Origin of the sequence: Streptomyces sp. NPDC006711 (assembly GCF_042869775.1) — a bacterium.
In the GTDB taxonomy this organism is placed as follows: domain Bacteria; phylum Actinomycetota; class Actinomycetes; order Streptomycetales; family Streptomycetaceae; genus Streptomyces.
In genome coordinates this window covers 1-19,466 of record NZ_JBIAGO010000013.1, presented here as the reverse complement: position 1 = coordinate 19,466, position 19,466 = coordinate 1, and the positions used below count along the sequence as shown (strand labels likewise).

Here is a 19,466-nt window from a genome sequence, read left to right as displayed (position 1 = left end):
CAATAGACCCCACCCCCCATGGCCCGCCACGTACAGATACGCACATAACGGAGAACGGTCCCGCATGCGGAGAATACTCATAGTCGGAGCCGGCCAGTCCGGCCTTCAGCTGGCCCTCGGGCTCCAGGCAAAGGGGTACGACGTCACCCTGATGTCGAACCGCACGGCGGACGAGATCCGGTCCGGCCGGGTCATGTCCACGCAGTGCATGTTCCACACCGCGTTGCGGCACGAGCGCGACCTCGGGCTGAACTTCTGGGAGTCCCAGGCCCCCAGGATCGAGGGCGTCGGCGTCTCCGTCGCGGCCCCCGACGGCTCGCGCGCCGTGGACTGGGTGGGCAAACTCGACGGCTTCGCGCAGTCGGTGGACCAGCGGGTCAAGATGGCCGGCTGGATGGAGACCTTCGCCCAGCGCGGCGGTCAGCTGGTCATCCACGGCGCGGCAGTCTCCGACCTCGACTTCTTCGCGCGCACCTACGACCTGGTCCTGGTCTCGGCGGGCAAGGGCGAGCTGGTCTCGATGTTCGGCCGCGACGCCTCGCGCTCCCCCTACACCGAGCCCCAGCGCGCGCTCGCCGTCTCCTACGTGCACGGCCTCGGGCCGCGCCCCGAGCACCCCGAGTTCGACGCGGTGCGCTGCAACCTGGTGCCGGGCGTGGGCGAGCTGTTCGTCATGCCGACGCTCACCACGTCGGGCCGCGCCGACATCCTGTTCTGGGAGGGCGTGCCCGGCGGCCCGGTCGACGCCTTCACCGGCGTACGCGACCCCGCCGAGCACCTGGCGCTCACCCTGGAGCTGATGGAGAAGTTCCTGCCCTGGGAGTACGCGCGGGCCACCAAGGTGGAGCTGACCGACGCGGGCGGCACGCTGGCCGGCCGCTACGCGCCCACCGTCCGCAACCCCGTGGGCCGGCTGCCCGGCGGCGGCCTGGTGCTCGGTGTCGCGGACGTCGTCGTGGCGAACGACCCCATCACGGGACAGGGCTCCAACTCGGCGTCCAAGTGCGCCGCCTCCTACCTCGCCTCGATCGTCGAGCACGGCGACAAGGCGTACGACGAGGAGTGGATGCGGGCCACCTTCGAGCGGTACTGGGACACCGCCCAGCACGTGACGAAGTGGACCAACGCCATGCTGGGGGTGCCCCCGGAGCACGTCCTGAACCTGATCGGCGCGGCCGGCCAGCTCCCGCCCGTGGCCGACCGCTTCGCGAACGGCTTCGACAACCCGGCCGACTTCGAGAACTTCTTCTTCGACCCCGACAAGACCAACGCCTACCTGGCCGAAGTGGGCGCCACCCAGGCCTAGTTGGGCTCGTCCTCGGAGGAGTATCCCGTGTCCACCCCCTGCGCCGCCCCCTCGGGGAGCCTCGGGGGGTGGTACGCGGACAGGGCCAGCGGATCGGCGGCGGGGTCGGGGCGGACCGCGCCGAGGAGCGGGTTGGCCGCGATGGGGGAGACCTTGACCCGGGCGCCGGGGCGCGGGGCCTGCACCACGAGGCCGCCGCCCAGGTACATCGCCACATGGGTGGCCTTGGGGAAGTAGACCACCAGATCGCCCGGGCGCAGCGAGGTCAGCGCGATGTGCGGCAGCTCGGCCCACTGTTCCTGGCTGGTGCGCGGGATCGCGCGGCCCGCGTGCGCCCACGCCTGTGAGGTGAGCCCGGAGCAGTCGTAGGACTCCGGGCCCTCGGCGCCCCACACATACGGCTTGCCGATCTGGTCGACCGCGTAGGTGAGCGCCCGGTCGCCCTCGGAGGAGGGGGCCCGGGTGCCGCTCAGGGCGCCCGAGGAGAGCAGGTCGCGCTGGGCCCGGTCGGTGCCGCGCTGTTCGAGCCTGGCCAGTTCGGCCAGCTGCTCGGGGGAGAGCTCGGCGAGCAGCTTCTCGACCTCCTTGAGCCGGAGTTCGACGTCGTCCTTCTCGCGCTGCTGGCGCTGGGCGAGCGCCTGCTGCTCCTCAAGCGCCCGGCGCGAGGCCCGCGCCAGTTCGGCGGCCTGCCGTTCGCCCCGGGTGAGCCGGTCCACCGCCGCCCGGCGTTCGCCGGCCGCGTGGGCCAGCACATGGCCCTGGTCGAGCGCGCTCTGCGGATCGTCGGCCAGCAGCACCCGCAGATATCCGGAGAGATCGCCCCGCCCCTGGTACTGCTCGCGCGCGAGCCGGCCCGCCGCACCGCGCTCGCGGGCGAGCGCGGCCCGCGCCGAGGCCAGTGACGCGCCCAGCTTCTTGTCCTCGGCCTCCAGGCGCTTGAGCTCGACGTCGGTGGTCTTGTACGCCTCGGTCGCCTCCTCCGCCTGCCGGTACAGCGTCTGGAGCTGGGTCAGCAGGACCGAGGCCGAGCTCTCGGGCGGCTGCCCGGGCAGCACCGACGCGGACTCGCCGGGCGGGGGCGCGGCCACCGCGTCCGGTGCCATCGTCGCCGCCGCCAGGGCCACGGCGACGGCCGCCGCGCACACCGGGCGCACGCGAGCTGACATGTCCTCACCTCCGGTCGCGGGCCGGTCCTTCCGGCCCCACCGGACCGGATCGTGGCACGCGCCGGGGTGACAATCACCAGGAAAAGGGCGAACGGGCCATTGGCCTCACTCGTGCGGCGGCAGCCCGGTGCGGGGGCTTGCGGCGTCGCCCTTCTTCGGCTTCGTCCACGGCCACCGGCGCGGCTCACGGCCCTCGGGTACATAGGTGTACTTCCAGCCGCGCGGCAGGCCGAGCCGCTTGGTGTGGGAGGCGGGTTCGAGCCGGTAGGCGTACACGGTGGCCGGGCCGCCCGCCGGGTCGGGCACGGGCACCTCGTACCACTGCGGCGGCTTGCCGGTCGGGCCGGTCAGTACCGGCAGGACGCGCCCGTCGAGGGGGCCGCCCACAAAGAGGGTGTTCTCGCTTCGCACCCCCCAAGTCTCACAGCAGGTGGGCCGCCCCGCTCACGACGGGGACCACGCGGCGCGCGAGCACACCCGCCGCGCCGTCGGCGGGCTCATGGACGAGCGCGGCCCGCAGCGCGTCGGCGGTCTGTCCGTCGGTGGCCGCCGTGGCGGTGAGCAGCGCCACCAGATGGTCCACGAGCCAGCCGCGCAGCTCGGGCAGCGGGGGCTGCTTTCCCTCGTCCAGCCAGATCAGCGAGGCCGCCTCCACCGCCGCTATCCAGGTGCGCACCATCATCCGCAGCCGGGGCCCGGGCCATTCCACCTCCAGGTGGACCAGGATCTGTTCGGCCGCGGCCCGCCGCACCTCGTCCACGATCGCCGTCGTGCGGGAGGTCTCGGCCATGCTGCCGCCCCGCAACAGCGCCGAGAACCCGGCGTCGTGGCTGTCGACGAAGGTGAGGTAGCGGTCAAGGGCCCGGGTGAGCCGCTGGGTGAGCGGGCCGCTCGGCGCCTCGGCGAAACAGATTTCGAGCTCGTCGGCGGCCGAGCGCAGCGCCGCCTCGTACAACTGCTGCTTGCCGCCCGGGAAGTAGCGGTAGACCAGCGGCCGCGACACCCCGGCCGCCTCGGCCACGTCGTCGAGCGACACGTCCTCCGGCGCCCGGTGCGCGAAGAGCGACAGGGCCGCGCCGAGGAGCTGCGCGCGCCGCTCCTCGACGCTGAGCCTGCGGTAGGCGGGGGTGGCGGCGGGTGAGCTCATACCGGCAGCGTAATCCCCGCGAGGGGGCTTTACGCCAGGAGTCCCGAGCTCTTCCAGAGCCTGCGGCTCACCCCGTTCAAGACACCTATGTCGTCGAGGAATTCGGTGAGACGGCCCGCGCCGCTCTGCATGACCTCGCGGCGGTGGCCGCTGGCCTTCACCTGGGCCACGGCCTCGCGCCGGTCGAGCCCGACGTTCTCGTACACCTTGGGGTTGACGAAGCAGGTGGCGAAGACGCGGGCCGCCTCGCCGCAGCTGAGCCGGGTCAACTCCCGTTCCCAGCGCGGCGCGGAGATCATCTGGCGTCGCAACTCCTCGCGGGCGTACCGGACATGGCGCGCCTCCTCGACCACGTGGATGCGGGTGACGCCGCGCACGATGGTCTGGACGCGGTCGTCCGGGAAGGTCAGGCGCTGCATCCAGTCCAGGATCTCCTCGCCGAGCAGGGTGGCGGCGAAGGAACCCGGCGTGGTGGAGACGGTCTTCAGGACGCGCGCGAGGTTGTGGTAGATCCGCGGCACCGGATACGTCGGCGCCCCGCCCTTCTTGATCATGCGGGCGAACATCATCGAGTGGCGGCACTCGTCGGCTATCTCGGTCAGCGCGTACCGCACATGGTTGCTGGTGACCGACTTGTCGTAGATGTGCCGGACGAGGAGCTGCATCAGGATGATCTCGAACCAGATGCCGAGCGAGGCGAGCGATGCGGCCTCGTGGCGGGCCAGCTCCATGCGCTGGTCCTCGGACATCCTGCGCCAGAGCGGGGTGTCGTAGAGGGAGAGCAGTTCCGGCGGCCAGAACCACTTGCCGTCCTCCAGGGGCGCGTCCCAGTCCAGCTCCTTGTCGGGGTCGAAGGAGTGCTTGGCGGACGATTCGAGCAGCCGCTCGGCGACCTGTTCGCGGTCCCTGAGCAGGCCGAGTGCGTCGCGGAGCACTTCGCTTTCGGTCACGGTTGTCATGGCGAGGGGCACCTCGTGGCTGGGTTACCTGGGGTCACCCCTTATGAGACTCCTTGTCAGCAAGCTCGTCAATCCCTTGCGCGCGACTTGTTGACCCCGCGTCTACCACCGTGTGAACCTGCCAACTGCACAGGGCTGTGCAGAAGTTGAGCCGATGGACGATGCCGTCCGCGAGGCGAAGGAGCCGCACGTGTCGACGCACGATCTCTATGTGAACGGCCCGCAGGAACCTCTCTGGCAGGTGCCGGCCACCGGCGCCGCCCGCTTCAGCTGGGAATACGCCGACGGTCGCGAGCGGCTGCTCGCCCTCTACCAGAAGGGCAAGGACAAGCAGTGGGACGGCGCCAAGCGCATCGACTGGAGCCTTGAGGTCGACCCGTACGACCCGCTGGGCACCCCCGACGAGGCGATGACCCTCTACGGCACCCCGCACTGGGCCAGGATGACCGAGCGCGACAAGGGCGAGCTGCGACTGCACTACACCTCCTGGCAGTTCAGCCAGTTCCTCCACGGCGAGCAGGGCGCCATGGTGTGCGCCGCCCGCATCGTGGAGTCGGTGCCCGACCTGGACGCCAAGTTCTACTCCGCCACCCAGACCATGGACGAGGCCCGGCACGCCGAGATCTACGGCCGCTTCCTGCACGACAAGCTCGGCATGCTCTACCCGGTCAACGACAACCTCAAGGCGCTGCTCGGCGACACCCTGCGCGACTCCCGCTGGGACATGCCCTACCTCGGCATGCAGGTCCTCATCGAGGGCCTGGCGCTCGCCGCGTTCGGCATGATCCGGGACACCACGGACAAGCCGCTGCCCAAGCAGATACTGGCGTACGTCATGCAGGACGAGGCCCGCCACGTCGCCTTCGGCCGGATGGCGCTGCGCGACTACTACAAGCAGCTCTCCGACGCCGAGCTGAAGGAGCGCGAGGAGTTCGTCATCGAGGGCTGCTACCTGATGCGCGACCGGCTGCGCGGGGTGGAGGTCCTGGAGAACTTCGGCATCCCGAAGAAGGAGGCCGAGGAGCTGACCGAGCAGAGCGAGTTCCTGCACCTGTTCAGGAAGCTGCTCTTCAGCCGCATCGTGCCCTGCGTGAAGGACATCGGCCTGTGGGGCGAACGCCTCCAGAAGGCCTATCTGGATATGGGCGTCTTCGACCTCGGCGACTCCAACCTCGACCTCCTGATGGCCCAGGACGAAGAGATCGCCGAACAACTGGACGCGGAGCGCTTCGCCGCGGAGGAGGCGGCGCGGGTCGCGGAGGTGGCGGGGGCGATCGAGGAGGGGGCGGCGCCCTGAGAGCGGGCGGTGCCGGTCGCGCGCCGCGCGGGTCAACGGCGCGACCGGTTCACACCCGTTCGGGTTGCGCTTCCCGGACTGCCGCTGGGTGACCCGACGGCGCGAGACAGACTCCGTCGCATGGCATTGGTCATGGGCGCCGAGGGCGAGGACGAGTTGGACGGCGAGTACAGATGGCCCCGGCCGCCCGTGGGCGGTTGGACCGCGGACGATCTGGACCGGCTTCCGGGCCTCCCTCCGCACACGGAGTTGATCTACGGGAGTCTCGTCTTCAGGAGCCCGCAGACCCTGTTTCACTCGCGCATGCTGTAGCTCTTGGAGAGCGCGCTCCTGGCCCTGGCTCCGGATCACCTTGAGGTGATCCGGGAGATGACGGTCAAGTTGGACCGGCGCAACCGCCCCGAGCCCGACGTCCTCGTCGTGCCCGTGGACGCGAACACCGGCCCCCACCAGACCTGGTTCAAGCCGGAGGATGTACTCCTCGCCATCGAGGTCGTGTCCGACGAATCGGTGGACCGGGACCGCGAAGTCAAGCCCCTCAAATACGCCCGGGCGGGAATCCCGCACTTCTGGCGGGTCGAGGAGAGCGACGGTCTGCCCGTCGTGTACGTCTACGAGCTGGACCCGGCCACCCACGCGTACGGCCCGGTCGGGATCTTCCACAAGGAGCTCAAGGTCGACCTCCCGTTTCCCATCGAGATCGACCTGACCGCGCTGGACCGCCGCTGACGGAGCCCGGCGTCACGGCGCCAGCGCCGCCTCCATCACCGCCTTCGCGATCGGCGCCGCGTCGCCCCCGCCGCTGATGTCGCCCCGGTTGGCCGACGCGTCCTCGACGACCACCGCCACCGCCACCGCCGGGCGGAACGTGCCGTCGGCCTGGGCCCAGGAGATGAACCACGCGTAGGGGCTGCCGATGTTGCCGATGCCGTTCTGCGCGGTGCCGGTCTTGCCGCCGACCGTCGCCCCCGGGATCGCCGCGCTCGTGCCGGTGCCGCTCTTCACCACGTCCACCATCATCTGCTGGAGCCGCAGCGCGGTCGCCGGGTTCATCGCGCGGCGGTAGGTGCGCGGCCGGGTCGTGGAGACGGTCGTGCCGCGCGCGGTCGTCCTGCGGTCCACCAGATAGGGGTACTTGAGGTCGCCGCCGTTGGCGACCGCCGCCGAGACCATCGCCATCTGGAGCGGGGTGGCCGTGGTGTCGAACTGGCCGATGGAGGACAGGGCCAGCTGGTCGGGGCTCATCCGGGTGTCGAAGTTGGACTTGGCGACACCCGAGGGGATCTTGATCCCCGTGTCGTTGAAGCCGAACTTCCCCACCGCCTCCACCATCTTGGCCAGGCCCACCTTCACGCCGAGCCCCGCCATCACCGTGTTGCAGGAGACGTTGACGGCGTACGCGAGGGAGGCGTTGCCGCAGCCGCTCGCCTCGTTGGGCAGGGTGGTGGCGGTGTTGGGCAGCACATAGGGATCGGGGGTGTCGGTGGGCGCGTCGACATCCGTGACCGCGCCCGCGTCCAGCGCCGCCGCCGCTGTCACGATCTTGAAGGCGGATCCGGGCGGATAGGTCCCGCGGATCGCGCGGTTCAGCATGGGCTGATCGGGGTCGCTGGTCAGGCGCCTCCAGGCGTCCGCCACCGTCCTGCCGGTGCCCGACAGGACGCCGGGCTCGTAGGACGGACTGCTGACCAGCGCGAGGATCCGGCCCGTGGCCGGTTCGAGCGCGGCCACCGCGCCCTTCTTGCCGGCCAGGCCCTTGAACGCGGCCTGCTGCATCGACGCCTTGATGGTGGTGACGGCCCGGCCCCCGGAGTGCCGGCTGCCCGTCAGGTCGTTCCACAGCGGGAAGACCGAAAGGAGCGGCGAAGTGCCCGCGAGGACGGGGTCCTCCGCGTTCTCGACCAGTGTTGTGCCGTACGTCTGCGAGGCGTAGCCGGTGACGCTCGCGTACAGCGGCCCGTTCTTGTACGTGCGCTCGTAGCGCAGCTGCTGGCCGGTGTCCTTCGACCCGGTGACGCTCTCCTCGCCGACCACGATCGCGCCGCGCGGCTGGTGGTAACGGGCAATGGCCAGGCGGCGGTTGGCGGGGTTGGAGTCGAGCGCGTCGGCCTGGAAGACCTGGACGCGGGCGGCGTTGAGCAGGAGCGCCACCAGCAGGACGAAGCAGAAGGCGGCGGCCCGCCGCATGTACCGGATCACGAGGCGGTCTCCTCCAGCGCAGGCCGGGACCGCGCGATGACACCCGGTTCGACCGAGGGCAGCGGGCGCCGCGCGGAGTCACTGATCCGGATGAGCAGCGCCACGATGATCCAGTTGGTGACCACCGAGGAGCCGCCCTGGGCGAGGAAGGGCATCGCCATGCCGGTGAGCGGGATCAGCCCCATCACGCCGCCCGCGATCACGAACACCTGGAGCGCCAGGATCGAGGCGAGCCCGCTCGCGAGCAGCCGCCCGAAGGGGCCCTGGAGGCAGAGCCCGGCGCGGTAGCCACGGGCCACGAGCAGGGCGTACAGGAGGAAGATCGCGGTGAGTCCGGACAGACCGAGCTCTTCTCCGGCGGTGGCCAGGATGAAGTCCGACTTCGCGGCGAAGCCGATCAGGAGGGAGTGGCCGAGGCCGAGCCCGGAGCCCAGGGTGCCGCCGGCCGCGAAGGCGAACAGGGACTGGGCGAGCTGGCTGGGGCCGAGGCCCGCGTCGATGGTGGCGTACGGATCGAGCCAGTCGGTGACCCGCGCGTGCACATGGGGTTCGAACAGGGCGACCGCGGCCGCGCCGGCCGAGGCGAGCAGCAGGCCCACCGCGATCCACCCGGTCCGGCCGGTCGCCACGTACAGCATGATCACGAAGATGCCGAAGAACAGCAGCGAGGTGCCGAGGTCGCGTTCCAGGATGAGGACGCCGACGCTCAGGAGCCAGATCATCACGATCGGGCCGAGCACCCGGCCGGTGGGCAGTTGCAGCCACCAGATCCTGCGTCCGGTGCCGGCGAGCGCGTCGCGGTTGGCCGCGAGGTAGGCGGCGAAGAAGACGGCGAGCAGGATCTTGGCGAGCTCCGCGGGCTGGAAGGAGTAGCCGTCTGCCCTGATCCAGATCTTGGCGCCGTTGACGGGCGGAAAGAGGATCGGGACGAGCATCAGGGCCAGGGCCGCGGCCATCGAGACGTAGGCGTACCGCTGGAGGACGCGGTGGTCGCGCAGGACCAGGACGACGAGCAAGAACAGGACGACCCCGAGCGTGGACCAGACCAGCTGGGCGGGGGCGGCGCGGTTGGCCGGGGTGCCCAGGTCGAGCCGGTAGATCAGGACCAGGCCCAGCCCGTTGAGCAGCACCGCGATGGGCAGCAGCAGCGGGTCGGCGTACGGCGCGCGGAAGCGGACCACGAGGTGGGTCAGGAGCGCGAGCAGGCCGAGCCCTGCCCCGTAGCGCGCGGCGTCGGGCGGCACCGTGCCGTGCCTGGCGAGCCCGACGTCGACATAGCCGATGACCACGACCAGCACGGCACCGGCCAGCAGAAAGAGTTCGACGCCCCGCCGCTTGGGGAGACGGAGCTCGGGTGGGCAGGCATCCGCCGCCGACGGTGCGGTCATGGCAGGCAACGTAGCAAGATGCGCGTCTTATGTCCCCGTATGTCGCTGGGCGTCGAGCGGCCCTTATGGGTGACCGGGCGGGAGCGTCCGGCGTCGCGCCAGGATTCGCTCCCGCTAACCACCTCGGCCGCGCGACGCGCGCGCGGGTCAGCACCAGCGGGGCGCGGGGCCGATGTTGTCGATGTAGGCCGCCGAGCCCCACGCCCAGGTGCCGTCGGTGAGCAGATACCAGTGGCTGTTCCCGTCGACCCGGTCGCCGGCGGACTTGCAGAAGATGTGCACGATCGAGCCGTAGGGGGCCCGGCCGAGAATCCTGCTGCCCCGGGTGGGCCGATCGCGCAGAATCAGGCCGGACTTGGCGGTGACACGGCCTTTGTACTCGTGGTGCGCGGTGTCCTCGGCGGCCGCCGTGCCCGCCGTGGCGAGCACGGCGACGGCGCCGGTGGCCACGCACAGGCCGAGGGCGGCAAGGGGTGAGCGCAGGAACATGGTGCCTCCTGTGAAGGGGCGGGGCCGCAGGTGAGCGACCCTCAATTCGCTTGCCTCACAGTAAATTCGCTCCTTCGGGACCGCAAAGCGTGACGACGCGTCACGCGGAGTCCTGACCCGGGTGGGCATCGGGCGCCGTCAGGCCGACGTACTCACGCAGTTCGAGCCTGGCCACCGCGCCGCCGTCCGGCGCGTTGCCGAAGCTCAGCGTCGCGCCGATCACCGCCGCCTGCCCCGCCGCGATGGTCAGGCCGAGCCCGTGCCCCTTGGTGCCCGCGTCGGTGCGGAAGCGCTGGGGGCCGTGGTCGAGCAGATACGCCGGATAGCCCCGGCCGTGATCGCGCACCGTGACGACCGGGCCGTGCACCGTCAGCTCGACCGGCGCCCGGCCGTGCTTGTGGGCGTTGGCGAGCAGGTTGCCGATCACCCGTTCAAGACGCCGCTTGTCGGTCTCCACACAGGCGTCCCGCACCACCGTGACGACCGTGTCCGCCTCGGGCGTCCCGGACGCGGCCGACGCGCGCACCACCCGCTCCACCACCGGCGCCAGCTGTTGCAGATCCAGGTCCACGGTCTCGCTGCCCGCGTCCAGGCGGGAGATCTCCAGCAGGTCCTCGGTGAGCGAGCGCATCGCGTTGACCCGGTCGCGCACCAGCTCGGCGGGGCGCCCCTCGGGCAGCAGCTCGGCCGCCGCGTGCAGCCCGGTCAGCGGAGTGCGCAGCTCGTGCGCCACATCGGCGGTGAAACGCTGCTCGCTGAGGAGTTTGCCCTGGAGTGTGGAGGCCATCGTGTCGAGCGCGCCCGCGACGGTGGCCACCTCGTCCTGCGGGCGCGAGGGGTCCTTGGTACGGGGGTCGTTGACCCGGGCGTCGAGGTCGCCCGCTTCGATCCGGCGCGCCACGGTCGCCGTCAGGTGCAGCCGCCGGGTGATCCGGGTGACCGCGAAGACGCCGACGAGCAGGGTCGCCCCGATCGCGAGGATCGACGAGCCGAGGATGGCCTTGTCCAGGCCGTTGATGGTGCGGGCGCTCTGGGTGTAGTCGATCTCCGCGGCGAGCGCCCGGCCGTCCGCCGGACCCGCGGCCCACATGGTGGGGCGGCCCCGGTCGTCGTCGACGAGGGTGCCGCGCCTGCCGGACAGGGCGAGCGCGCGCAGCGAGCCCGGCAGTTCCGGCGGATCGATGCCCGCCCCCGGCGGCAGCTGCTCGCCTGCCTCGTACATCTGGGTGACGTCGGCGAGCCGGGAGAGCGCCTTGTCGCGGGCCTCGCCCACGGTCTGGCGGGTCACCGACACATGCACCAGGACGCCGAGCAGCGACGCCAGCGCGCAGCACATCACGGTGATGAACACCGCCGACTTCCAGGTGAGCGTCGCGGTCCAGGCGGGCAGCGGCAGCCGGGACGGACGCGTTATCCGGGGAAGGTTCATGGTGCGTCCGCCGTGGGACCGGCCGGCGGGCTCGCCGTCGGCGGCTTCTTCTTCGGGGTGGGCTGTCCGGCACCGGGCGGCGCGTGGTGCTTGCCAGGGGTGTCGGCGCCCTGCTTGCGGCGCACGATCTCGTCGCGGGTGGGGAGCATCGCGTGCTGGTGGTCGTCCCAGGACCAGGCGGTGCGGTACTCATAGCCCGGCATGCCCGCCGACACCGACCGCAGGATCACGTCGCGGCCCGCGAGGTCCACGCTGATGATCTGGTCGACGGTGGACATGATGCGGATGAGGCCGCCGTCGGCGGCCGGCATGTAGCAGCGCACCGCGAGTTCCTGGTCCGGCATCCGGATGCCCAGGATCAGCTCGTCCTTGCCGTCCCCCGTCAGGTCCCGGTAGTAGGGCCTGAGCACCGGGCAGCCGGCCGGCTTCTGCTTGCAGGTGCCCAGCTGGCGGACCGTTTCGTCGTACAGGCCGTCGCTGCCGCTGTAGGCGTGGGGGTGCGCCTTCACCTCGGCCTGGACCACGGCGACCGGATTCAGCTCGCGCACGTCACCGCCGGACACCTTGATCCCGGGCACCTGCTCGGTGTCGGTCCCGCCGTAGTCGTTGGGGGTCGCGGACGCGGGCGGCAGATCGGGCCACAGATGGATGGGGCCGATGGCCGTCGGCGTCGCGCCCGCGCTCTTGAGGTGCCCCGCCCCGCCGCAGCCGGACAGCATCAGGGCACCCGCTGCGGTCAGCAGGGGTGCCACGAGTGCGATGCGGCGGTAGCGGGTCAAGGTGCTCCTGTCGTGCGGTGACCCCAGGCTATTTCACCGTGCGCCGCGCCTTCGCCGTAGCCCCGGCACCAAAGGGCCGGGACGGGCTCACTGCTGGTACGGGTTCTGCCCCTGCATCTGGCCCGGCTGCGGCTGGCCGTAGGACTGCGGCGCGACCGGCTGCGCGAGCAGCCCCTCGGCCTGCTCCTTGGTGATCTGCTGCTGGAGACCGCAGAACGTGCACTGTGTGCGGAACTTCGTCGAGAACGGGAACAGCGGCACGAAGAACAGCGTGAACTTCGTGACGTACTTGCGCACCGCGTGCGCCGCCGGATTGCCGCAGTTGCCGCACACGAGCGTGAGCATCGCGAGCTGGTACAGATAGCCCCGGGTGCCGAAGATGATCATTGAGTGGTTCCCCTCCCGTATTCATGGATGCGTGTCGCGCGTCAGTGTCGTGGTCATGACCGCGCCACGTCCATCGCGTCCGGACCTCGCGTGGTGGCGGTGGCGTCGGGGCACGATGCCCAGCCGGCTTATTGCCCTCGCGGGCAACGGCTGTTCCCATGGTCGGGGTGGGGTGATGGGGCATGGCAGGACTGCGGGTCACACCGGTGCACCGGCACGGACAGGCGCGACTGTACGTCAGCCTCCCGGACGGGCGTGCCGCCGCCTGGTACGACCGGGACACCGGACGCGTGGCGCTGCTGCTCGCCGGTCACGAGGACGAGGTGCTGGCCGCGCTGCGCCCGTACGCCGTCGGGGAACTGCACGTCGGGCCGCCGCCCGTGCCCACCCCGGCCGACCTGGTCCGGCTCTTCCTCCACCCCGACGACGACCTCGCGCCCAACCGGCCCGGCGAGACGCTGCTGCACGAGCCGGCCGGGCCCGCGCACCGCTTCACGACCGCCCCGCACCGCCGTGCGCTCGCCGCGCAGCAGCTCGCCGGGGCCGCGCTCGACCGGCTCGAAGGGGCGGGCTGGCGGGTCCTGCACGCGCTCGCGCTGCCCGGTGGGGCCACGATCGACCACCTCCTGGTGGGCCCGGCCGGAGTGTTCACCGTGCGTTCCCTCCCGACCCGGGGCCGCCGGGTGCGCATCGCGGACCCGCTGGTCGCCGTCGGCCGGGCCGCCCCCGCGCCGCTCCTGCGCGGCATCCGGCACGAGGCCGAACGCGCCGGTCTCGCGCTGGCTGCCGCCGTACGGCCGGTCCTCGTGCTGGTCGGCGCCGAACGGGTCGAGCGCGGCCCGGTCCCCGACGTGACCGTCCTGAAGGACGGCGACATCCCGGGCCTGGCCCGCCTGGGAGGCGTCTTGAAACCGGCCGACGTGGCATCCCTGTACGCCCTGGCCCGCGACCGCAGGACGTGGCTACGCGTCTGAAGGGGTGCCGGGCCCGCCGGGGCTCGGGCCCGCCTGGCTCGGGCCCGCCTGGCTCGGGCCCGCCTGGCTCCAGGGCGTCGGGCCCGGGGGCGCGCCAGGCCCGGCCCGTGAGGGGCCGCCTTCACCCCTCGGACCGTACGCGGACGAACCGGGCCGTCCCGTGGCGGCCCGCCGTCTCGCGGAGCTCCACGAGGAGAGGGCCGGTCAGCATGCGGACAAGGCCGTGGTCCGGGTCGGCGGTCGGCGGGCCGAGGCGCCCGCTCACCAGCTCGGCGACCTGGCGGGACTGCACGGCGGTCAGCCGCGGTGACGTCTTCAGGATCCGCTCGTCGGGCAGCTGGACCAGGAGCGCCTGGGGGCGCTCCGCCGGGCCGAAGACGCCCAGGAGCGCGGCGTCCCGGGTGTCGGCGTGCCGGATCTTCTTCCACGCCCACGTTCCTCCGGGCCGGTAGGGCGAGTCCAGCGCCTTCGCCACGATCCCCTCCACGCCCACCGGCCGCAGATCGCGGAACCAGCCCCGGGCCGTCTCCTCGTCCAGCGTCGCCAGCACCCGCTGAAGCGGCGGCCCCACGTCCTGGAGCGCGGCGCCGAGCAGGTCCCACCGGTCCCGCAGCGGCAGCGCCCTGACGTCCCGGCCCGGCAGCGCGAGCAGGTCGAACGCGATGTAGGACACCGCCACCCCCGCCTGCGCGCGGTCACCCGGGGACCTCAGCAGATCGGTGAAGCTCAACCGGCCCTCGCGATAGGCGCAGAGTTCACCGTCAAGGACGGTGCCCGGGGGCAGACACGTCCGCAGATGGGCGCGGATCTCCGGGAACTCCCCGGCGAGATCCCGGCGGGAGCGGGACTGGAGGAAGACCCGTCCACCGTCGAGAACGAAGGCCAGGGCGCGAAATCCGTCCAGCTTGAGGGAGTACTGGTACCCGCCGGGCGTGCCGCCCTGCGCCGGGATCTCGTCCGCGCGCCGGGGACGCATGACGTCGACCGGCGGACGCAGGACTACTTCCGGCGCGCCGTGATCCATGCGGCCGGGCTCGGCCGGCGGGCCCGGGCCGTCGCTCACGGCAGCCGGCCCGCGCCGCCGGGAGCCATCAGCGGGGCGAGCAGGTCGCCGTCGCGTTCCAGACGCGGCCCGATGTCCCCGATCAGGAACATCAGATCGTCCGGCGCGCCGCACGCCTCGACCTCCGCCCAGGACACCGGCGCGGACACCGAGGGCCGCTCCCTGGCGCGCACGGTGTAGGGCGTCGCCGTCGTCTTGGCGGCGGAGTTCTGACTGAAGTCGACAAACACCTTGCCGGGCCGCAGCGCCTTGGCCATCTTGTGCGTGACCAGGTCGGGAAGCGCCGCCTCCGCCTCCCTGGTCAGCACCTTCGCGTACGCCGACACCCGCTCCGAGGGCGTCGGATCGAGCGCCGCCAGCAGATGCAGCCCCTTGGACCCCGAGGTCTTGGCGTACGCCCGCAGCCCGTCCGCCGCAAGCCGCTCCCGCAGCCAGAGCGCCACCGCGCAGCACTCGACCACGCTCGCGGGCGCCCCCGGGTCGAGGTCGAGGACGAGACGGTCCGCCTCGGCCGGGGCCTGTGCCCGCCACTGCGGGGTGTGGAACTCCACCACCAGGTTCGCCGCCCACATCAGCGTCGCCAGATCCGCCACCACGACCTGCCGCGCGGCCTTGTCGTCCGAGCGCGGCACTTTCGCGGTATTCACCCAGGAGGGGGTGCCGGGCGGGGGATTCTTGGTGAAGAAGCGCTGCCCGTCGGGCCCGTCCGGAAAGCGCAGGAACGACACCGGCCGGCCCCGCAAATGGGCCAGGAGCGGGTCCGCGACCGACGCGCAGTAGTGCAGCAGCTCGCCCTTGGTGGTCCCGGTCGCCGGATACAGGACCTTCTCCAGGTTCGACAGGGCGATCCGCCGCCCCTCCACCTCGGTGATCGGCGTCATACGATGAGAGTCCCACGAACCACCCAAACCGCACTCCTCGGGGACGAAGAGGAGAAACAGTGCGATCCATCTGGAACGGCGCGATCTCGTTCGGCCTGGTCAGCATCCCGATCAAGCTCGTGAACGCCACCGAGAACCACTCGATCTCGTTCCGCCAGATCCACACGGCGGACGGCGGCCGGGTCCGCTACCGCAAGGTGTGCGAACTGGACGGCGAGGAGCTGAGCGGCGAGGAGATCGGCAAGGCGTACGAGGACGCCGACGGGTCGATGATCCCGATCACCGACAACGATCTGGCCTCCCTGCCGCTGCCCACGGCCAAGACGATCGAGATCGTCGCGTTCGTGGCGGCCGACTCGATCGACCCGCTCCAGATGGACTCCGCGTACTACCTCTCCGCCAACGGAGTACCGGCCGCCAAGCCCTACACCCTGCTGCGCGAGGCCCTGAAGCGCAGCCGCAAGGTCGCCATCGCCAAATACGCGCTGCGCGGGCGGGAACGGCTCGGGATGCTGCGCGTGGTCGACGACGTGATCGCGATGCACGGGCTGCTGTGGCCGGACGAGATCCGCGCGTCCGACGAGGCCGCGCCCGAGGCCGATGTCAGCGTCCGCGAGGCCGAACTCGACCTGGCCGACGCCCTGATGGACACGCTCGGCGAAGTGGACATGTCGACCCTGCACGACGACTACCGCACGGCCGTCGAAGAGCTGATCGCCGCGAAGGCGGATGGCGCGGTGCCCGCCACGGAAACGGCCCCGGCCGCGCCCGGTGGCAAGGTCATCGACCTGATGGCGGCGCTCGAGAACAGCGTCAAGGCCGCGAAGGCCGCGCGCGGCGAGGAGCACGAGGCCGACGGGGAGGGCGAGGGCGAGACGGTCGCCGAGGTCACCCAGCTGAACGCGCGGAAGTCCACCGCGCGCAAGGCACCCGCGAAGAAGAGCGCGAGCGCGAAGGGGGAGGGTGGCAAGGCCGAGGGCGCGGCGAAGAGCACGGCGTCGAAATCCACCCGGTCGAAGTCCGGCCAGGCCAAGTCCTCCGCCCAGGAGAAGTCCTCCGCCCAGGACAAGTCCGCGCAGCCGGACAAGCGCACCACGGGCGGGCGCTCCTCCACCGCCAAGAAGTCCGCCGCCGCGAGCCCGAAATCCACCGGCGCGAAGAAGTCCACCTCCACCACCGCGAAGAAGACGGCGGCGAAGAAGACGGCGCCCAAGAAGCGGGCCAGCGCCTGAGTCGTGCGCCCCGGCGCCCGGCCTCGATTCGGTAACGGAAGGGTTGCGGCGCGCCCCAGGTGGCGAAATGGATGCCCAAGGGTGTGAAAGGGGTGTGGTCATGCTGCCAAGAACCGTCGACGACCACACCCGTAGCGCAGGGCGCGGCAGCGCGGAGCCGGCCGTGCTCTCGGTCCTGCCGTATGCGGTGATGGCGCTGGTGGTCGTCGCCAACCTGATAGCGGGCCCCACGGTCGGACTGCTGCCGCTGGTCTCGCTCGGCCCCGCCTTCGCCGGCCTGGCCGGCGGCTGGAGACGTACCGTCGCGGCCGGCCTGATCGCGCTGGTGGCCGGGGTCGGACTAGGCGTCTACAGCGGCCTCTTCGAAGAACGCAGGGGCTACGCCTCGCTCGCCGCCGTCGCCGGTGTCACCGCGGTCGGCGTGGCCGGATCGGTGATGCGCCTGCGCCGCGAGGCGGAACTCGCCGGAATGCGCTCCATCGCCGAGGTCGCCCAGCGGGTCCTGCTGCGCCCCGTGCCGCGCAGCGCGGGCCATCTGCGCGCGGCGGTCTCCTACACCTCGGCGGTCGCGGAGGCGAGGATCGGCGGGGACCTGTACGAGGTGGTGTCCGCGCCCGGCGGGGTCCGGGTGATCATCGGCGATGTGCAGGGCAAGGGCCTGGAATCGGTGGAGACGGCGGCGGTGGTGCTCGGCGCGTTCCGGGAGGCCGCGCACGACGAGCCCGATCTCAAGGGGGTGGGCGCGCGGGTGGAGCGGGCGGCGGGGCGGGCCCTGGAGGGCGAGAAGTTCGTCACCGCGATCATCGCCGAACTCGACCCCGCGAACGGCGCGGTGTTCCTCAACTACGGCCACCCCCCGCCCCTTCTGGTACGCGCCGACGGCGAGGTCTCCTTCCCCGAACCCGCCCAGTATGCCCTCCCGCTCGGCCTGGGCCTCGGCACGGGAGAGGGCCCCCAGCCGTTCCAGGTCCCCTTCGCCCCCGGCGACCAGCTGCTCCTCTACACGGACGGCGTCACGGAGGCACGCGACCGCTCAGGCGCGTTCTACCCCCTGGGCGCCCGCACCCTCCTCCTCAAGGACCCGGACCCCGAATCGGCCCTTGAGTCCCTGCGCCGCGACCTGATCCTGCACACCGAGGGCCCTCTGCACGACGACGCCGCGATGCTCCTCCTGCGCCACCGGGAATGACACTTGGGCCGACGCGGGCCTGACCGGCGCCGACCTGGACGCCGCGCGAACGGCCCTGATTTCCCTCTGGTGCCACCGGACGGGACCGCCCGGACAGGGGTCTGCAGCCCCCTGCCGGTCCTGCCGGTCCTGCCGGTGATGCGAGTCGCCCATCGTGACGGGCACGTGCACCCGTCCCGCGTGCGGGAAGGGGCCGGGTCGGAACGGACCCGGACGGGCCCGTCAGCTCAGGCGGGCGTCGGCGTAGACGACCATCGCGTCCCGCAGATAGACGGCGAGACCATCAGCGATCTTGTCGTAATTCGCGCGCATCCCAGGCTCGTCCACATAGGTCTGGCCCAGCCCCTTGTACGCGACCGCGTTCGGCGTCCAGAACCGGCAGATGCCCCGGTAGTGCTCCTCCACCTCGGCCTGGACCGAGGCGTCGTCGACCGGCGTGCCGGCCACCATGAACTCCGCGAAGCGGATCATCTGGGCCGTCACCTCGCGCTGCCACCGCTCGGTGTCCTCGGGCGTCATCGTCTCGACCGCCCGCTGGGACTGCTCCCACGCCTTCGGCCACCGCTCACGGACCTTCTCGTTCTCCTCGGCGGAGGGCTCGAACCCCTCGAACAGGTTCTCCGGACGGTTGATCTTGGTCATGGCGTCGTTCTCCTCTGCTTTCTCCAGTTCGGCGATGGTGCGGCCGACCGTGCGCGCCAGGGTGGCGAGCCGGTCCTTCTCCGCGAGCAACCGCTGGTGGTGCTCTCTGAGCACCGCCACGCGGTCGACCTGGCTGTCCAGGACCGCCTGGATCTCACGGAGCCCGAGACCCAGCTCGCGCATCAGCAGGATCTGCTGCAACCGCAACAGATCCGCCTCCTCGTAGTAGCGGTGCCCGTTGCTTCCGATCCAGGCGGGCGGCAGCAGTCCGATCTCGTCGTAGTGCCGCAGCGTCCGGGACGTCACCCCTGACATCCGGGCCACCTCCGCGATCGACCAGGCCATGACTGCCCTCCCATCGCCGGGCCGGCGTTTCCGGCCCGAGAACGACGTTAGAAGTTGACGCAACGGAAACCGCAAGCCGCGAGCCCCGCCCGTGCCACCGGGCCGTGACGGCACCCCGCGCGCGGGCGGGCCGGTCCGTCCCGGCGGGGGTACGAGACCGAGCGCGAGGGGCGTACGGAACCACGCCCCGCCTCGTGTAATGTTCTCCGGGTTGTCGTGCAGCCGGGACGGTTCCGCGCCAACCATCCGCCGCAGGTTCCTGCGGCACCCCCACTCAGCAAGATCCCCGACCGGGGTGAATTCGGCATGCCGAATTCTATTCCTGTCGGCCCGGAGACTCGATTACGAACCACCCGGGGGATCCGCTAGAGTTCAGGACGTCGGAACGGCCCAACAGCCGGGAAGGCAACCCGATTTCGACCGGGAATCAGGCCCGAAAGGATCTGATAGAGTCGGAGCCGCCGGAAAGGGAAACCCGCGAGGGAGAACCTGAAAGGCGCCGAGGAAATCGGACACGAAAGAGTCTGGTAGAGTCGGAAACACGAAATACCGAAGGGAAGCGCCCGGAGGAAAGCCCGAGAGGGTGAGTACAAA

General features: G+C 71.4%; 18 protein-coding genes and 1 pseudogene. 6 read left to right on the top strand and 13 right to left on the bottom strand.

From position 1 onward, the window contains the following. Nucleotides 1–64 precede the first annotated feature (64 nt). The gene (locus ACFYM2_RS23790; RefSeq protein WP_388838911.1) at nucleotides 65–1,306 is read left to right on the top strand and encodes a styrene monooxygenase/indole monooxygenase family protein; all 1,242 of its coding nucleotides are present in this window, start codon (nucleotides 65–67) and stop codon (nucleotides 1,304–1,306) included. Here ACFYM2_RS23790 and ACFYM2_RS23785 read toward each other — a convergent pair. From ACFYM2_RS23785 to ACFYM2_RS23770, 4 genes are all read right to left on the bottom strand, one after another. Further along, nucleotides 1,303–2,472 carry an NlpC/P60 family protein gene (locus tag ACFYM2_RS23785; RefSeq protein ID WP_388838908.1) on the bottom strand — a complete coding sequence of 390 codons (1,170 nt, stop codon included), beginning with the start codon at nucleotides 2,470–2,472 and terminating at the stop codon, nucleotides 1,303–1,305. The genes ACFYM2_RS23790 and ACFYM2_RS23785 overlap by 4 nt on opposite strands. 105 nt (nucleotides 2,473–2,577) lie before the next feature. Further along, entirely contained in the window at nucleotides 2,578–2,883 is a 306-nt protein-coding gene (locus tag ACFYM2_RS23780) for a hypothetical protein (RefSeq protein ID WP_388838905.1), read from the bottom strand. Between the two features lie 10 nt (nucleotides 2,884–2,893). After that, nucleotides 2,894–3,619 (bottom strand): TetR/AcrR family transcriptional regulator, encoded by a 726-nt coding sequence (locus ACFYM2_RS23775; RefSeq protein WP_388838902.1) that lies wholly within the window; start codon nucleotides 3,617–3,619, stop codon nucleotides 2,894–2,896. 29 nt (nucleotides 3,620–3,648) lie between these two features. Next, on the bottom strand, nucleotides 3,649–4,578 hold the full coding sequence (locus ACFYM2_RS23770) for a diiron oxygenase (protein WP_350232637.1): 930 nt from the start codon (nucleotides 4,576–4,578) through the stop codon (nucleotides 3,649–3,651). 190 nt (nucleotides 4,579–4,768) lie between these two features. Here ACFYM2_RS23770 and ACFYM2_RS23765 point away from each other — a divergent pair, with 190 nt between their 5' ends. After that, entirely contained in the window at nucleotides 4,769–5,875 is a 1,107-nt protein-coding gene (locus ACFYM2_RS23765) for a ferritin-like domain-containing protein (RefSeq protein WP_388839087.1), read from the top strand. 132 nt (nucleotides 5,876–6,007) lie between these two features. Next, nucleotides 6,008–6,604, top strand: a pseudogene (locus ACFYM2_RS23760) (Uma2 family endonuclease). A 12-nt stretch (nucleotides 6,605–6,616) separates the two neighbouring features. On the opposite strand, the gene ACFYM2_RS23755 reads toward ACFYM2_RS23760, so the two are convergent. From ACFYM2_RS23755 to ACFYM2_RS23730, 6 genes are all read right to left on the bottom strand, one after another. Continuing rightward, a complete protein-coding gene (locus ACFYM2_RS23755) occupies nucleotides 6,617–8,074 on the bottom strand; it encodes a penicillin-binding transpeptidase domain-containing protein (protein WP_359007162.1) in 1,458 nt (485 codons plus the stop codon). Further along, nucleotides 8,071–9,462: an FtsW/RodA/SpoVE family cell cycle protein gene (locus ACFYM2_RS23750; protein ID WP_388838899.1), complete on the bottom strand. Its 1,392-nt coding sequence runs from the start codon at nucleotides 9,460–9,462 to the stop codon at nucleotides 8,071–8,073. Before ACFYM2_RS23750 ends, ACFYM2_RS23755 begins: the two co-directional genes overlap by 4 nt. A gap of 147 nt (nucleotides 9,463–9,609) precedes the next feature. Then, on the bottom strand, nucleotides 9,610–9,951 hold the full coding sequence (locus tag ACFYM2_RS23745) for an SH3 domain-containing protein (protein WP_388456382.1): 342 nt from the start codon (nucleotides 9,949–9,951) through the stop codon (nucleotides 9,610–9,612). 100 nt (nucleotides 9,952–10,051) lie between these two features. Next, the gene (locus ACFYM2_RS23740; RefSeq protein WP_359007168.1) at nucleotides 10,052–11,380 is read right to left on the bottom strand and encodes a HAMP domain-containing sensor histidine kinase; all 1,329 of its coding nucleotides are present in this window, start codon (nucleotides 11,378–11,380) and stop codon (nucleotides 10,052–10,054) included. Then, a complete protein-coding gene (locus tag ACFYM2_RS23735; RefSeq protein WP_388456380.1) occupies nucleotides 11,377–12,159 on the bottom strand; it encodes a hypothetical protein in 783 nt (260 codons plus the stop codon). Before ACFYM2_RS23735 ends, ACFYM2_RS23740 begins: the two co-directional genes overlap by 4 nt. Nucleotides 12,160–12,246: 87 nt before the next feature. Continuing rightward, on the bottom strand, nucleotides 12,247–12,546 hold the full coding sequence (locus ACFYM2_RS23730) for a zinc-ribbon domain-containing protein (RefSeq protein WP_359007171.1): 300 nt from the start codon (nucleotides 12,544–12,546) through the stop codon (nucleotides 12,247–12,249). 182 nt (nucleotides 12,547–12,728) lie between these two features. Here ACFYM2_RS23730 and ACFYM2_RS23725 point away from each other — a divergent pair, with 182 nt between their 5' ends. Then, nucleotides 12,729–13,520 (top strand): nuclease-related domain-containing protein, encoded by a 792-nt coding sequence (locus ACFYM2_RS23725; RefSeq protein WP_388456378.1) that lies wholly within the window; start codon nucleotides 12,729–12,731, stop codon nucleotides 13,518–13,520. A 121-nt stretch (nucleotides 13,521–13,641) separates the two neighbouring features. On the opposite strand, the gene ACFYM2_RS23720 is transcribed toward ACFYM2_RS23725, so the two are convergent. Both ACFYM2_RS23720 and ligD read right to left on the bottom strand, forming a co-directional pair. Further along, entirely contained in the window at nucleotides 13,642–14,583 is a 942-nt protein-coding gene (locus tag ACFYM2_RS23720) for a DNA ligase (protein WP_388838896.1), read from the bottom strand. Next, nucleotides 14,580–15,464 (bottom strand): non-homologous end-joining DNA ligase, encoded by an 885-nt coding sequence (gene ligD / locus ACFYM2_RS23715; RefSeq protein WP_388838894.1) that lies wholly within the window; start codon nucleotides 15,462–15,464, stop codon nucleotides 14,580–14,582. Before ligD ends, ACFYM2_RS23720 begins: the two co-directional genes overlap by 4 nt. 59 nt (nucleotides 15,465–15,523) lie before the next feature. Between ligD and ACFYM2_RS23710 the strand changes: the two genes are divergently transcribed. Together ACFYM2_RS23710 and ACFYM2_RS23705 are read left to right on the top strand one after the other, a co-directional pair. Next, nucleotides 15,524–16,696, top strand: a complete 1,173-nt coding sequence (locus ACFYM2_RS23710; protein ID WP_388838891.1) for a Ku protein — start codon at nucleotides 15,524–15,526, stop codon at nucleotides 16,694–16,696. 100 nt (nucleotides 16,697–16,796) lie between these two features. Beyond that, on the top strand, nucleotides 16,797–17,885 hold the full coding sequence (locus ACFYM2_RS23705) for a PP2C family protein-serine/threonine phosphatase (RefSeq protein ID WP_388456371.1): 1,089 nt from the start codon (nucleotides 16,797–16,799) through the stop codon (nucleotides 17,883–17,885). Between the two features lie 222 nt (nucleotides 17,886–18,107). Here the strand turns inward: ACFYM2_RS23705 and ACFYM2_RS23700 are convergent, their stop codons facing one another. Continuing rightward, entirely contained in the window at nucleotides 18,108–18,872 is a 765-nt protein-coding gene (locus ACFYM2_RS23700; RefSeq protein WP_359007186.1) for a MerR family transcriptional regulator, read from the bottom strand. Nucleotides 18,873–19,466 lie beyond the last annotated feature (594 nt).